This window comes from Testudinibacter sp. 'clade 2' (assembly GCF_006227735.1).
Classification (GTDB): domain Bacteria; phylum Pseudomonadota; class Gammaproteobacteria; order Enterobacterales; family Pasteurellaceae; genus Chelonobacter.
Genome location: NZ_VDHB01000040.1, coordinates 1 through 12,845 on the forward strand (window position 1 = coordinate 1; position 12,845 = coordinate 12,845).

Consider the following 12,845-nt stretch of genomic DNA (forward strand, 5'->3'; position numbering starts at 1 on the left):
TAATCCGCCCCTACTTTGTTGCATAAACTACTTTGTTGCATAAACTACCTTTGCCAATCATTTGAGCGTAGTAGCGATAATCTAATAATACGAATGTTCGCCGTGTTGATGTTCGGTGATATCACGCACGCCGTGTAATTCACCGGCAAACTGTTCCAGCAGTTGTTTTTCAACCCCGTCTTTCAGGGTGACATCCACCATTGAACAGCCGTTGCAGCCGCCGCCGAATTGCAGCACCGCATAGCCATCGTCTGTCAGTTCGATTAGGGTAATTCGTCCGCCGTGGTTTGCCAGTTGCGGGTTGATTTGGGTTTGAATCACATAATCCACCCGCTCGATTAACGGCGCATCGTCCGCCACTTTTTTCATTTTGGCGTTTGGGGCTTTCAAGGTCAGCTGTGAACCCATATCGTCGGTGACGAAATCCAGTTCCGCTGCTTCCAAAAACGGATAGCTGACTTCATCGACGAAGGCAGAAAACAAGTCGTATTTCAGTTCGCTATCACTCGCTTCGACCGCATTTGGTGGGCAATAGGACACGCCACACTCGGCATTTGGGGTGCCGGGATTGACCACGAAAATACGAATATTGGTGCCTTCTTCTTGTTGATCAAGCAGTTTGCGGAAATGCGCCTGTGCGCTATCGGAAATTTGAATATACATATTTCACCTTGATGTTATAGGGATAATATCCGACTTATCTTGTCGGAATTCAGTTGGCAAAATAATACGCTTTAATCCGATCTTTTTCCAGTTTTTCCGTTTTTCGTCAGTGGCAACGTTGTTTGTGTTCACTGCGCTGTGTTTTTCGGGTTTCCTTAAGAACTTGTGTTAAGATAAGTCCCCATTTTTATCAGGAGCAAATTTCATGGCAATCCAATATTTCGGGCAAACCCCGCGTTTTTCAGAGGCCACTGCCGCCAACGGCTTTGTTTTTCTTGCCGGTATGGTGCCGGAAAACAGTGCTGCCGATATTTATCAACAAACCCGTGATGTGTTGGCTCAGATCGACAGTTGGCTTGCCAAGTGCGGTTCAGATAAAAACCAGCTGCTGGAAGCGACCATTTTTCTGCGCGATATGGCGGATTATGACGGCATGAACCGCGCTTGGGACGAATGGGTCAATCCGCAGCACAGCCCGGCACGTGCTTGTATTGAGGCAAAATTGGCAAAAGCCGACTGGAAAGTGGAAATTAAAGTGTCGGCGTTGCAGGTTGATCGTACTTAGCCATATAACTGAGTCATATCGCGTAGTTAAGTACGACACAGACTCCAAACTTGGATCTGTTGGATACCGCACTTTTGCAACAGTCGGCAGAGTTCCGCCATGGTTGCGCCGGTGGTGATCACATCATCGATAATCGCCACCGAGCGGTAATCGATTTCACTGATTTTCGGATTTATTACAAAGGCTTTTTTCAGATTGTTGCGCCGCTGTTTGCTGTCTAATCCACGTTGCGGCGGCGTGTGGCGTAACCGTTGTAATAAGCGGTTATCATTCGGAATGTTTAGCCAATGGGAAAGCTGTTGCGCCAGCAATCCTGCTTGATTATAGCCACGCTGCCATTGGCGCAGGGGGTGCAACGGCACTGGCAGCAATACCTCCGGCAGGGGTAAGCCGTGTGCCCGCTGCGCCTGTTTAACCGCTAGTAGCAACAAGCGTGCTAAAGTGCGGTCGAGTTGAAACTGGCGCTGAAATTTAAAGGCGTGAATCAAATCGGACAATGGCGGCTGAAAATGGCTGATGGTGACCAGTCGCTGCCATGGTGGCGGATCGGTCAGACATTTGCCACAATGCAGCGTATCAAATGCCAATTCCGCGCCACAACTGCCGCAATAGGCAAAGCGTTTGATTTCCCGGTTGCAATCGCTGCAAATGCCGTGCGCTGCAATCATCAACCGCTTTTGGCAGCAAACACAACCGGCGTCTAGCCACGCTTCGATTGATGTCCTAAGTGACGCTTTAAACCGTTGCATAATTTCCCTGATGTTGTTGAGCCTAAACCAGAATAAGCCAACCGCAGTGTGAATTGGAAAATCGGTGATATTTTTCCGATCCGGATCGAAAAAATCCTTTATACTGAGATTACCTTTTACTTGTTTGGACCTTGACATGCTAGACCCGAAAAATATCAAAATCGTCTTTTTCGACATCGATGAAACCTTATATATCAAGCATCAACAACATTTGCCACCGTCGGTTCACACCGCACTTAGTGGCTTAAAACAAAACGGCATTATTCCGGCGATCGCCACCGGACGTTCGCTGTGTTCATTTCCAAAGGAGATTGATGAACTGCGACAAACCTTGCCGATTGAGCTGTTTGTGACCATTAATGGACAATATAATTGCTACCAACAACAGCCGGTAGCCACATTTCCGCTGGCAACCGCCGATATTGAACGTTTAGTCACCTTCTTTGCGCGCCATAATATTGACTATGCTTTTGTGTCGGAGGAGCATGTAGCCGTCAACCAAGTGACTGAACGTTTGGATCAAGCAATTCGACCGATAACCGACCGCTACATTATTGATAAAGACTATTTCCGTCACCATGCGGTCTATCAAATGCTGATCTTTTATGATGAAAGCCATGATCAAATGATTGCCGATTCCGGTATTTTAGGCGATAAATTCCGAGTGGTGCGCTGGCATGATTTCTCGGTTGATCTGTTGGCGGCCGACGGCTCAAAAGCGCGTGGTATTCATGCGGTGCTGGAGCATTTTAACTTGAAACCGGAAAATGCGGTGGCGTTTGGTGACGGGCTAAATGACATTGAAATGCTGAGTGAAGTCGGCTTTGGTGTGGCGATGGGCAATGGACATCCGGAGCTGAAAGCGGTTGCCAATTATGTCACTGACGATATTGCTGATGACGGGCTGTATAACGGGCTGCAAACGTTGGGCTTGATTCGCTGATTGTGGCAAAATTGCCGAAGAGACGCGATTATTTCCGATTTGATGATTGCTTCTGGCGGTTAATCGGTGCAATATATCGCCCATTGTCAATTGACTGCCATTAGAGTCGGAGAAAGAAGCAGAGCATGGGATCGCAACAGAAAAAATTTACGCCGTTTTTGGAATTTGACCGTCAGCAATGGGCGGCTTTGCGTAAATCGGTACCGCTGACGTTAACGCAACAGGATTTGGAGCCGTTGTTGGGCTTTAATGAAGAGTTGTCGCTGGAAGAGGTCAGCACCATCTATTTGCCGCTCACTCGTTTGGTCAACTATTACATTGAAGAGAATCTGCGTCGCCAAACGGTGCTGCAACGCTTTTTGGAAATCGAAGCCCCAAAAGTGCCCTATATTATCAGCATTGCCGGCAGCGTTGCGGTCGGCAAAAGCACCTCGGCACGGATTTTGCAGTCGTTGCTGAGCCACTGGCCGAAAAAGCGCAAAGTGGATCTGATCACCACCGATGGTTTTCTCTATCCGCTGGCAAAGCTGCAACAGGACAATCTGCTGCATAAAAAGGGTTTTCCGGTCTCTTATGACACCCAACGTTTAATCCGTTTTATTTCCGATATTAAATCGGGCAAGAGCGGTGTGAAAGCGCCGATTTATTCCCATTTAAGCTACGATATTGTGCCGGATCAGTACAATGTGATCGACCAACCGGATATTTTGATTCTGGAAGGCTTGAACGTATTGCAAACCAGCGCCAATCACAGCACTCATCCTGATCGTCTGTTTGTGTCGGATTTTGTCGATTTCTCGATTTTTGTCGATGCCAAAGAAGCGCTGCTGAAAGAGTGGTACACCAAGCGTTTTCTGACGTTCCGCCAAGGAGCGTTCAGCGACCCGAACGCCTATTTTCACCACTATTCCCGTTTGTCCGAACAGGAAGCGATAACCACCGCTCATCATATTTGGGACACGATCAACGGCTTGAATTTAAAGCAAAATATTCTGCCAAGCAGTGAACGTGCCAACTTGATTCTGGTGAAAAGCGGCAACCATGAAATTGAACGAGTTAAACTACGCAAATAGCTGTGGCGATTTACTTTCTGAACAACGGCTTCTATACTGACGCTATTTAATCTCTTGCGAATGTAGCAATACCGAATGACTCCGATTATTACGTTGCAACAAGCTCCGTTTTCAAGCGCAACAGTTGTTGTGCTATCCTGATGTACAGATTGCCGCTCGGCAGGTCACTTTTTTGCAAGGCGCCAGCGGCAGTGGCAAAAGCACTTTATTGCGCTTGATTAATGCTACCGAATCCCCCACGCATGGTCAGATTTTCTATCAAGGAAAAAATATTGCGCAGTGGGACACCCTAGAACTGCGGCGACAAGTGCTGTTGGTCAATCAACGGCTATTTCTGTTTCCGCAGACGATTCAACAAAACTTCCAACATTTTTATGATTATTTAGACAAACCGCTGCCGAATAATACCGAAATGAGTGATTTCCTGCGTTTATGCCATGCGAATTTTGGCTTAGACACGCAGTGTGGCGTGTTGTCCGGTGGCGAGCAGCAACGGGTGTTTTTAGCAATTGCGCTGAGTTTGCAGCCGAAAGTATTGATGTTGGACGAGCCGACCTCCGCACTGGATAACCAGTTAGCCGAAGCGGTATTAAGTGCGGTGCTAAACTATTGCCGCCAGCAGCAAATTACGGTGCTGGCGATCAGCCACGATCAACAATTGGTGCGACGGCATGCGGATGCTATTGTGGCAATTAGCAAGGAGTAGCCAATGAATAATGTCCATATGAACCTATTGAATTTCAGTCTGGTTTACCTGTTGCTGCTGATTGTGCTGTATGTGATGAAAAAAAGCCGGATTCAACAATCTAGACTGCTATTGATCGCCAGTATTCGTATGAAGTGCAGCTGATTATTGCCGGTTGGGTGCTGACCTATATTTTCGGTCACCCCAGCCCGATTTTCACCATTTTGTATGTGGCGGCAATGGTTGCTTTTGCTATTCATCGAGTGCTGTCGAAAAATCCCACACTCAATCATCGTTTTAAAAGTGCGGTTGCGTTGTCGATGATGTTTTCCGGGCTGAGCATCATTGCGTTTTTTGTGGTGGTGGTGACCAATCAGGGGTTGTTTGATCCGCAATATGTCATCCCACTCGGCGGCATGATTATGGGCAATGCAATGACCGCACTTAATTTGGGATTGAAAACTTTTCGTGAAAGTTTGGCTGCGGAACGGGACAAAATCACGGTGTTGCTGAATTTCGGCGCAGCACCGTCGAAAATTCTGCTGCCCTATGTCAACCAAGCGCTGGAAACCGCACTTTTACCGACCTTGAATTCGATGCTGGGTATGGGCATTATCGCTTTACCGGGCATGATGACAGGGCAGATTTTGTCCGGTACTTTGCCCAGCACCGCAGTGCTGTATCAAATCGCCATTATGATCGCCATTTGTACTACGGTGAGTTTAGCGCTGTACGGCGCACTGTATTTCGGCCACCGCACTTTATATAATCAACGCAATCAATTGAATTTTAACGGCTGAAAATCGCCGCTCCGCCGCTGATCGGCAAAGTGGTGCCATGCAGCAGTGCCGTGCCTAGCGTGATCAAAATCAGCCCGAACAGCATTTTTACCAGCAGCGGAAAATAGGCGGAAACACGGGCAGAAAAATAGTCTTGGCCGAGTTTCAGCATACGATCACGGGTGTATAACACCAGCAGCCCGAACAGGGTCAACGCCGTTCCGGTGCCGAGTGCCATCGCCATTGTTGCCACCACGCCCCAACGATAGAGATCCAACATATAAGCCAAAAACAGCACAAAAATAGCACCACTGCACGGACGAATACCAATGCTGAGCACCACCATCGATTGTGATTTCCAATCATGCAGATGGTTGATTTGAGCAGGATCAGCTAGGTGTTGATGTCCGCAGCCACACTGATTTAGCGCTGATTTATTCGGCACAGAAAGTGCGGTCAGCGGCGAAATCAAGCCCGGCTTGATTTGTAATTCAGCATCCAGTTGGCGGATTTGTGTAATGTTACCGATTGCGGTTTGAGGCTTGGGTTGGCGCCATGTGCGATAAATTTGTCGGCTGTTTTTGATCAGCCAATAACTGCCCAAGGCAATAATCAGAATAAAACTAACCCGTTCCAACCACAGCTGGGTCACCCGAAAATAACCGGCTGACAGGGTTAAAACCACCACAATCAACGAAATAATTACCACGGCGACCACCCCTTGCAATAACGAAGCCAGCAGGGTCAGACGAATACTGGTTTTCAGCCGAATCGGGTGTGTGGCAAGGTAGCCGCTCAGAATAAATTTGCCGTGTCCCGGGCCGACAGCGTGCAGAAACCCGTAAGCAAAACTGATGACAACCAGCCAGCTGCCGGCCTCCTGTGGTTGCTGATTGATCTGTTTTAGTGTGGTGGAAATCAGTTGGTTAAATTCCCGCTGCCATTCCACGGTTTTGGTTAATAAATGCGGATAGATAGCGATCAAAATCAGCAACAACACAAACCACAGCAGCAACGGCAAATAAACCGCTTTGAATTTTACTGACATGAAAGCACCACCTGCTGTGCAAAGAGTGCGCCCAGTGTCATATCCTCATCTTTTTGGCTTTTGTCTAAGGAAGCCGCATAATCCTTGATTTTTTGATCGACGTCAGGCGTTTGCAGCGTCACTTGGCATTGCGGATAATCCGCAATCGTGCGGGCTGGCGCTTGCGGATAGGTCATCGCCACATAATAACTGGGATCATAACTGGACAACGTACCATGAAAATTGTGGATTGGCTGCGCTTGGCTGAGGTAAAAATTAAAGCTAAACAGAATATGATTGCCGATCACATTCAATTGGTATTGATCCGGCTTGCTGGTATATTTTAGCGGAATTTTCTGACTGTCGTAAAAATAACTGAAATAGTGCTGATTGACAATATTCTGCATAATCCTGTCACTGATTTGCCGCTTGGTTTCCGCCGGATTTTGGCTAATCTGAATGTCGTAGATCAACTCCGACGAAGCGGCCTCATCAAACAACCACGCCATGCGCAAGCCGATGAGCTGCTGATCTTTAATCAAAAATTGGGTTTGCATATCAATAAAGGCATGGGGATGTGCCCAGCCTGAATGAAACGAAAAAAGTCCGATACAAAGTAGTATCAGCGACCGCACTTGGCGCATAGTCTTTCCTCTGGTTGATATTGTGCAGGTTTCGCCTGCTTATTTTAGAAACATTTTAACAGCTTGTCTGCTTTCGTGTTAAATTAAAGCCAATGTAGTAGAATTTTACGAGGAGGAAAATATGAGCAATTTAAAACCCTTTCCACATGATTTTTTATGGGGCGGTGCAACCGCAGCTAACCAGATCGAGGGCGGCTTTGATGCCGACGGCAAAGGCTTATCCAGTGCCGATATGGTGGCGTATGTGCCAAAAGCCGAACGTGGCGCACACAGTGCCTCAATCGAGATCAGCTCGCAAGAATTAGCCGATATTTTAAGCGGCAAAAAACAAGCCCGCTTTCCAAAACGAGAAGGGATTGATTTTTACCACCGCTATAAAGACGACATTGCGTTGTTTGCCGAAATGGGCTTCAAAATGTTGCGGATTTCCATTCATTGGGCACGGATTTTTCCCAACGGCTACGATGAACAGCCGAACGAAGCCGGTTTAGCATATTATGAAGCGATGTTTAAAGAAATGCACAAACACGGCATTGAGCCGATGGTCACCCTGTGCCATTACGAAACGCCGCTCGGCTTAACCGAAAAATATAACGGTTGGCTTGGGCGTGAAGTGGTCGGGCATTTCCTGCGTTATGCCGAAACCGTGTTCACCCGCTATAAAGACTTGGTGAAATACTGGCTGACCTTTAATGAAATCAATATGATCACCATGCACAGTCCGTTTACCGGCGGCGGGGTGGTGATTGACCGCGTGCCGCAAGCCGAACAGGAAAATGCCAAATATCAGGCGCTGCACCACCAATTTATTGCCAGCAGCTTGGCGACCAAACGTCTGCACGAGATTATCCCTGATGGCAAAATGGGCTGTATGCTGGCGCGCTTGCCGCACTACGCCTACACCGCCGATCCACAAGACCAACGCTTGGCGCAATGGCTCAACCAACAAAACCTGTATTTCACCGATGTGCACGCTCGTGGCGAATACCCGAAATTTATGCTGCGCCATTGGGCGGAAAACAATGTGCGCATTCACAAAGAGCCGGGCGATGATGCGATTTTAAAACAATATCCAGTCGATTTTATCTCATTCAGCTACTACGTTTCCCTGACCGCAACCACCCATGACAATGCGGAGAAAGTGGGTGGCAACCTGATGGGCGGAGTGAAAAACCCGTATCTGCAAGCGTCCGATTGGGGCTGGCAAATCGATCCGGTCGGCTTGCGCATCACCTTAAACGATATGTATGATCGTTATCAAATCCCACTGTTTATCGTGGAAAACGGTTTAGGCGCATACGATCAAGTGGAAGCGGACGGCAGCATTCACGACGATTACCGCATTGCCTACCACCGCACCCACATTCAACAAATGCAGGAAGCAATTAACGACGGCGTCGATCTTCGCGGCTACCTGAGCTGGGGCCCGATTGATTTAGTCAGCATGTCCACTTCGGAAATGTCAAAACGCTACGGCTTTATCTATGTCGATATTGATGATGACGGCAACGGCACAAAAGCCCGTTCACGTAAAGACTCGTTCTTCTGGTACAAAAAAGTCATCGCCAGCAACGGTGCAGATCTGAGCTAAACACGCCATAAGCAATACCGCACTTTACGTTTTATAACGGTAAAGTGCGGTTGGCTAAATTGTTGCTGTTATTTTTATTCCCTACCGCTCTTAATTCGCTATTTTTAAAAATAGTTTGAGATACATCACAAATTCATTATCAAAAACGTTACATCGTTCATAAAGTGCTCTATTTTATTTTTATGGAACCAGTTCCATAAAGTCAATCTATTTTATCAACGAGGTTATTTATGAAAAAAATATTAATGTTGTTAATGTCCCTAGCCATTGTAGGTTGCGGGGAAGCAGATAATTCAAGTGTCGGTGTTGATAAACCTCTTAAATTGGTGGCGGCTCACAATCAAACCAATATAACCAGCCCGTATCAAACTGGAATGTTAAAACTTAAAGAGTCTGCTGAACAATCTGCAAAATTTGATATTGAAGTTCATGCAGGCACTATCGGTACCAATGAAAACGAGCTGGTTGAAAAATTGGTATTGGGCGGTGCTGATATTGTCTTGGTTTCACCCGGTTTTATGACTTCAGCTGGGATTGATGAAGTGGATTTATTCTCTCTATTGTATCTTTTCAACAATTATCAACATTGGGAAAAGGTCGTTGATGGGGATATCGGTAAAAAAATTGCGGATATTATTTATCAAAAATCAGGTAATAAATATTATGTGATCGGCTATTGGACCGCTGGTGTGCGTCACTGGTATGGTAAAAAGCCAATAAATACTCCTGCAGATGCAAAAGGCTTAAAGATCAGAACCCAGACAGCGGGGGTTGTTTCTGATTTTTGGAGTTCAATAGGAGCAATTCCGACCTCAGTTGCATGGGCTGAGTTGTATCAAGCGCTGGCTAGCAATGTGGTTGATGGTTCAGAAAATGCGTATCCATATCTTGTACCGATGGAACACCACAAAACAGCTAACGGAAAATACATTTCTGAAACTGCTCATGATTACACCACTCGTTTTTTGCTGATCAGAGCTAGTATCTGGGACAAAATGAACTCGGAGCAAAAAGCAATTTTGGAAACTGCCGTCCAAGAGGCGACTCAAGCCGAGCGCAATGCCATTTATAGCGAAGAACATCAATATAAAGACAAAGCGATTGCTGATGGTGCGATTGTTAATGAGGTAGATACTGTCCCTTTCTCCGATGCAGCGAAAATTATTCAAGATCGCTGGGCTGAAAAATATGGTATGACCGATACGCTGCAACAAATTCGAGATACGCAGTAAATTTATTAAATGATGGTATTTGGTTGATGGGCTTGAATGAGGGGGAGAGATGCGAAAACTAACGGATTATCTGGAAAAAATACAACTGTCGCTGGGTACATTATTTTTGGTGGTTTTTGTGATAACGACCCTGCTTCAAGTCGGTACACGTTATTCGGGGATCAGTGCGACTTGGACTGAAGAGGTATCGGTCAATGCGTTTATTTGGTCGATGTTGCTGGGGGCGGCGGTGATGGCGAAACGCAAGCAGCATTTCAGTTTTAATTTATTGAATGGTCAGCTATCAACACAGAAAAAACCGATATTAATTATCTTGCAAGATCTGATTATTATTGTTTTTTGCGCTTTTTGCTTTGTTTATAGCAGTGAAATCACCAATACGTTTTGGAATTCACGTTGGGTTACCATTCCAAGTTTAAAACAAGGTTATGTTTGGCTGATTCTACCGATTACTTTTATCAGCATTGCGATCTATTTGATTGAAGATCTGATTAAACAAGTTATTGCCTTAAAAACAGGTGTTCTGTTAACAGATGACATTTCGGGGGAAAAATAATGACACTCTTATTGGTCACTATTCTATTTATCATATTGATACTTATTGGTATTCCGATTGCATTTTCGATCGCTATCGCAGCCTTAATCGGAATCAGCTCTATCAGTGGTGTACCAAATACCATGATTCCTATGAAAATGTTTTACGGGTTGAACTCTTATGTGTTGTTGGCAGTACCGTTGTTTGTGTTGACCGCAACCATTATGAATCAAGGTAATATTTCCAGAAAATTGATCGATTTCTCACTAGGCATTGTCGGTCGATGTCCGGGCGGTTTGGGGCATGCTAATGTAATGGTTTCGATGTTATTTGCCGGGGTGAGCGGTTCTTCACAAGCTGATACCGCGGGAGTAGGTAAAATTCTGATTCCGAATATGATCGAAAAAGGCTATAGCCGAGAAATGGCCGTCGGTGTGACTGCGGCATCTTCTACTATCGGTAGTATTATCCCGCCGAGTATCACAATGGTTATCTATGGCGGGTTAACTAATACTTCGGTCGGTAAGCTCTTTATCGGCGGCATTTTACCGGGTATCGCAATTGGTCTTGGTATGATGTTGTTTATTTACTATGTTGCAGTACGCACGGCTCTACCGAAAGAAGCTAAAATGCCATGGCCTGTTTTTTGGCTGCTCTTTAAAAACTCGATTCCGGCTTTGATCACACCGCTGATTATTATTGGCGGGATCGTGTTTGGGGTGTTCACACCAACCGAGGCGGCAGCATTTTCGGCTGTGTATGCTTATTTTGTCAGTGCTTATTTCTACAAAACCATTACGGTTAAAGATCTGCCAAAAATTCTGGTCGAAACCTTAAAACTAAGCTGCCTCTCTTTATTTGCGTTGGCTGCAGCTTCAGCGTTAGGCGAATTTCTGGGATATTTTAGAATCAATACGTTAGTTGCAGGTTTTTTCAATGATATCGGTGGCAGCCAATATCTATTCCTACTGTTGATTATTGTATTCTTCTTATTTATCGGCACCTTTATGGATGCTATTCCGGCGATGGTACTTTTTGTACCGGTAATTTATCCGGTAGCGCAAGCAATCGGGGTTGATCCGATACAGTTGGGTATCATCATCATTATTACCTTAGCAATGGGATTGGTTACGCCGCCGTATGGCTTATGTTTGTTGATCGCCAGTGTCATCGGAAATTTGCCGATAGATAAATCATTTAAAGCTGTTATGCCATATTTAGCGATTATTTTGATTGTCTTGGCTATTGTGATTTTCATGCCGGCGATTTTGTTGAATAATATCCTTTTATAAATAAATTAGGATGGCTCAGCATGAAAATGGCTCCCGGCGATAAAAAAGCGACGATCAGTGATGTGGCAAAACTGGCAAAAGTTGGAAAAACCAGCGTATCACGCTATTTGAATGGGGAGTTTGCAATACTTTCAGAAAATATGCAGCACAAAATTGCGGCAGCAATCGAAAGCTTAAATTATCAACCTAGCCAGATTGCCCGTAGTATGAAGTGCGGTCGCACTAGATTGGTGGCACTGGTTTTTGCCGATATCAATAATCCTTATTCGATTGATGTTATGCAGGGAATCGAAGCGGCCAGTCAAGAGCATGATTACACCTTGCTGGTTTTTAATACCAACAATCAAATCGAGCGGGAGTGCAAAATTTTGCGACTTTTGCGTAGTTACCAGGTGGAAGGGGTGATTATTCATGCGTTGCGGGCGCATGATGATAATTTTAAACAATTTTCCCTACCGACGGTTTCGGTAGATCGCCAAATTTATGATTTGCCCTGTGATGTGGTAGGCTTGGATAATGTGCAGGCGGCAACGGAGGTCACGCATTATTTGTTAAATTCTGGGTTTGAAGCAATGCTTTTTATCACGGAAACGGTGGATGATATTCAACCGCGGCAAAAACGGATCGAGACCTTTAAACAGATTGTTGCACTGAATCAACCCTGTATCGGTGAAGTGGCGGAGCTGCATGATAGCAAAAACGCACAGGAAGTAGACCGTATTATTGCAGAATTTTGTGCTAGAAATCGAGGAATGCGCAAAGCGATCATTTCGGTCAACGGGGCGGTAACACTGAATATCTCACTCTCGTTAAAACGTTTAAAATTGGAATGGGGTAAGGATATCGGTTTACTGGGTTTTGATGATCCGGTTTGGGCTTCTGTCGTCGGAGTTGGAATTTCGACCTTGAAGCAACCTACGTTTCAAATAGGGTATAAAGCATTCACATTGCTATACCAGCGAATGAATGGAGAGCGTTCAGATTTTCAAACGGTATTATATCCGGGCGAGCTAATCATTAGAGAGTCAACAGAATAAATCATTGTCAGTATTTAGGGTCTGTTGATC

At 45.6% G+C, this 12,845-nt stretch carries 15 protein-coding genes; 11 read left to right on the plus strand and 4 right to left on the minus strand.

The features are described from left to right. Positions 1–81 precede the first annotated feature (81 nt). Positions 82–663, minus strand: a complete 582-nt coding sequence (nfuA, locus tag FHQ30_RS04080; RefSeq protein WP_139610579.1) for a Fe-S biogenesis protein NfuA — start codon at positions 661–663, stop codon at positions 82–84. Between the two features lie 205 nt (positions 664–868). Between nfuA and FHQ30_RS04085 the strand changes: the two genes are divergently transcribed. After that, positions 869–1,228, plus strand: a complete 360-nt coding sequence (locus FHQ30_RS04085) for a RidA family protein (RefSeq protein WP_139610578.1) — start codon at positions 869–871, stop codon at positions 1,226–1,228. A gap of 26 nt (positions 1,229–1,254) precedes the next feature. On the opposite strand, the gene FHQ30_RS04090 is transcribed toward FHQ30_RS04085, so the two are convergent. Continuing rightward, the gene (locus FHQ30_RS04090; RefSeq protein WP_139610577.1) at positions 1,255–1,977 is read right to left on the minus strand and encodes a phosphoribosyltransferase family protein; all 723 of its coding nucleotides are present in this window, start codon (positions 1,975–1,977) and stop codon (positions 1,255–1,257) included. Positions 1,978–2,113: 136 nt separating this feature from the next. Here FHQ30_RS04090 and FHQ30_RS04095 point away from each other — a divergent pair, with 136 nt between their 5' ends. From FHQ30_RS04095 to FHQ30_RS04110, 5 genes are all read left to right on the plus strand, one after another. Beyond that, positions 2,114–2,920 carry a Cof-type HAD-IIB family hydrolase gene (locus tag FHQ30_RS04095; protein WP_139610576.1) on the plus strand — a complete coding sequence of 269 codons (807 nt, stop codon included), beginning with the start codon at positions 2,114–2,116 and terminating at the stop codon, positions 2,918–2,920. 125 nt (positions 2,921–3,045) lie between these two features. Next, entirely contained in the window at positions 3,046–3,993 is a 948-nt protein-coding gene (coaA, locus tag FHQ30_RS04100) for a type I pantothenate kinase (protein ID WP_139610575.1), read from the plus strand. A gap of 127 nt (positions 3,994–4,120) precedes the next feature. Further along, positions 4,121–4,699, plus strand: a complete 579-nt coding sequence (locus tag FHQ30_RS04105) for an ABC transporter ATP-binding protein (RefSeq protein ID WP_176552600.1) — start codon at positions 4,121–4,123, stop codon at positions 4,697–4,699. A gap of 3 nt (positions 4,700–4,702) precedes the next feature. Next, positions 4,703–4,843 carry a hypothetical protein gene (locus tag FHQ30_RS13415; protein WP_267963761.1) on the plus strand — a complete coding sequence of 47 codons (141 nt, stop codon included), beginning with the start codon at positions 4,703–4,705 and terminating at the stop codon, positions 4,841–4,843. Next, positions 4,834–5,478, plus strand: coding sequence for an ABC transporter permease (locus tag FHQ30_RS04110; protein ID WP_267963760.1), 645 nt, complete (start codon positions 4,834–4,836; stop codon positions 5,476–5,478). Before FHQ30_RS13415 ends, FHQ30_RS04110 begins: the two co-directional genes overlap by 10 nt. Here FHQ30_RS04110 and FHQ30_RS04115 read toward each other — a convergent pair. Together FHQ30_RS04115 and FHQ30_RS04120 are read right to left on the minus strand one after the other, a co-directional pair. Further along, positions 5,468–6,505: a nickel/cobalt transporter gene (locus FHQ30_RS04115; protein ID WP_139610573.1), complete on the minus strand. Its 1,038-nt coding sequence runs from the start codon at positions 6,503–6,505 to the stop codon at positions 5,468–5,470. The two genes, FHQ30_RS04110 and FHQ30_RS04115, sit on opposite strands and share 11 nt — an antisense overlap. Further along, a complete protein-coding gene (locus FHQ30_RS04120; protein WP_139610572.1) occupies positions 6,496–7,128 on the minus strand; it encodes a DUF1007 family protein in 633 nt (210 codons plus the stop codon). The genes FHQ30_RS04115 and FHQ30_RS04120 overlap by 10 nt, the downstream gene beginning before the upstream one ends. 121 nt (positions 7,129–7,249) lie before the next feature. On the opposite strand from FHQ30_RS04120, the gene FHQ30_RS04125 reads away from it, so the two are divergent. From FHQ30_RS04125 to FHQ30_RS04145, 5 genes are all read left to right on the plus strand, one after another. After that, positions 7,250–8,719: a glycoside hydrolase family 1 protein gene (locus tag FHQ30_RS04125; RefSeq protein WP_139610571.1), complete on the plus strand. Its 1,470-nt coding sequence runs from the start codon at positions 7,250–7,252 to the stop codon at positions 8,717–8,719. A 230-nt stretch (positions 8,720–8,949) separates the two neighbouring features. Next, positions 8,950–9,951 carry a TRAP transporter substrate-binding protein gene (locus FHQ30_RS04130; protein WP_139610570.1) on the plus strand — a complete coding sequence of 334 codons (1,002 nt, stop codon included), beginning with the start codon at positions 8,950–8,952 and terminating at the stop codon, positions 9,949–9,951. A 49-nt stretch (positions 9,952–10,000) separates the two neighbouring features. Next, the gene (locus FHQ30_RS04135) at positions 10,001–10,507 is read left to right on the plus strand and encodes a TRAP transporter small permease (protein WP_139610569.1); all 507 of its coding nucleotides are present in this window, start codon (positions 10,001–10,003) and stop codon (positions 10,505–10,507) included. Further along, the gene (locus tag FHQ30_RS04140; RefSeq protein ID WP_132965100.1) at positions 10,507–11,778 is read left to right on the plus strand and encodes a TRAP transporter large permease; all 1,272 of its coding nucleotides are present in this window, start codon (positions 10,507–10,509) and stop codon (positions 11,776–11,778) included. Before FHQ30_RS04135 ends, FHQ30_RS04140 begins: the two co-directional genes overlap by 1 nt. A 20-nt stretch (positions 11,779–11,798) precedes the next feature. After that, positions 11,799–12,815, plus strand: a complete 1,017-nt coding sequence (locus FHQ30_RS04145; RefSeq protein ID WP_267963759.1) for a LacI family DNA-binding transcriptional regulator — start codon at positions 11,799–11,801, stop codon at positions 12,813–12,815. Positions 12,816–12,845: the final 30 nt, after the last annotated feature.

Excerpts from the sequence above, each read along its gene's own strand:
- FHQ30_RS04125 (WP_139610571.1), top strand. The coding sequence starts at position 7,250 with ATGAGCAATTTAAAACCCTTTCCACATGATTTTTTATGGGGCGGTGCA.
- FHQ30_RS04120 (WP_139610572.1), bottom strand. The coding sequence starts at position 7,128 with ATGCGCCAAGTGCGGTCGCTGATACTACTTTGTATCGGACTTTTTTCG.
- FHQ30_RS04115 (WP_139610573.1), bottom strand. The coding sequence starts at position 6,505 with ATGTCAGTAAAATTCAAAGCGGTTTATTTGCCGTTGCTGCTGTGGTTT.
- nfuA (WP_139610579.1), bottom strand. The coding sequence starts at position 663 with ATGTATATTCAAATTTCCGATAGCGCACAGGCGCATTTCCGCAAACTG.
- coaA (WP_139610575.1), top strand. The coding sequence starts at position 3,046 with ATGGGATCGCAACAGAAAAAATTTACGCCGTTTTTGGAATTTGACCGT.
- FHQ30_RS04130 (WP_139610570.1), top strand. The coding sequence starts at position 8,950 with ATGAAAAAAATATTAATGTTGTTAATGTCCCTAGCCATTGTAGGTTGC.
- FHQ30_RS04085 (WP_139610578.1), top strand. The coding sequence starts at position 869 with ATGGCAATCCAATATTTCGGGCAAACCCCGCGTTTTTCAGAGGCCACT.
- FHQ30_RS04140 (WP_132965100.1), top strand. The coding sequence starts at position 10,507 with ATGACACTCTTATTGGTCACTATTCTATTTATCATATTGATACTTATT.
- FHQ30_RS04095 (WP_139610576.1), top strand. The coding sequence starts at position 2,114 with ATGCTAGACCCGAAAAATATCAAAATCGTCTTTTTCGACATCGATGAA.
- FHQ30_RS04135 (WP_139610569.1), top strand. The coding sequence starts at position 10,001 with ATGCGAAAACTAACGGATTATCTGGAAAAAATACAACTGTCGCTGGGT.
- FHQ30_RS13415 (WP_267963761.1), top strand. The coding sequence starts at position 4,703 with ATGAATAATGTCCATATGAACCTATTGAATTTCAGTCTGGTTTACCTG.
- FHQ30_RS04090 (WP_139610577.1), bottom strand. The coding sequence starts at position 1,977 with ATGCAACGGTTTAAAGCGTCACTTAGGACATCAATCGAAGCGTGGCTA.
- FHQ30_RS04145 (WP_267963759.1), top strand. The coding sequence starts at position 11,799 with ATGAAAATGGCTCCCGGCGATAAAAAAGCGACGATCAGTGATGTGGCA.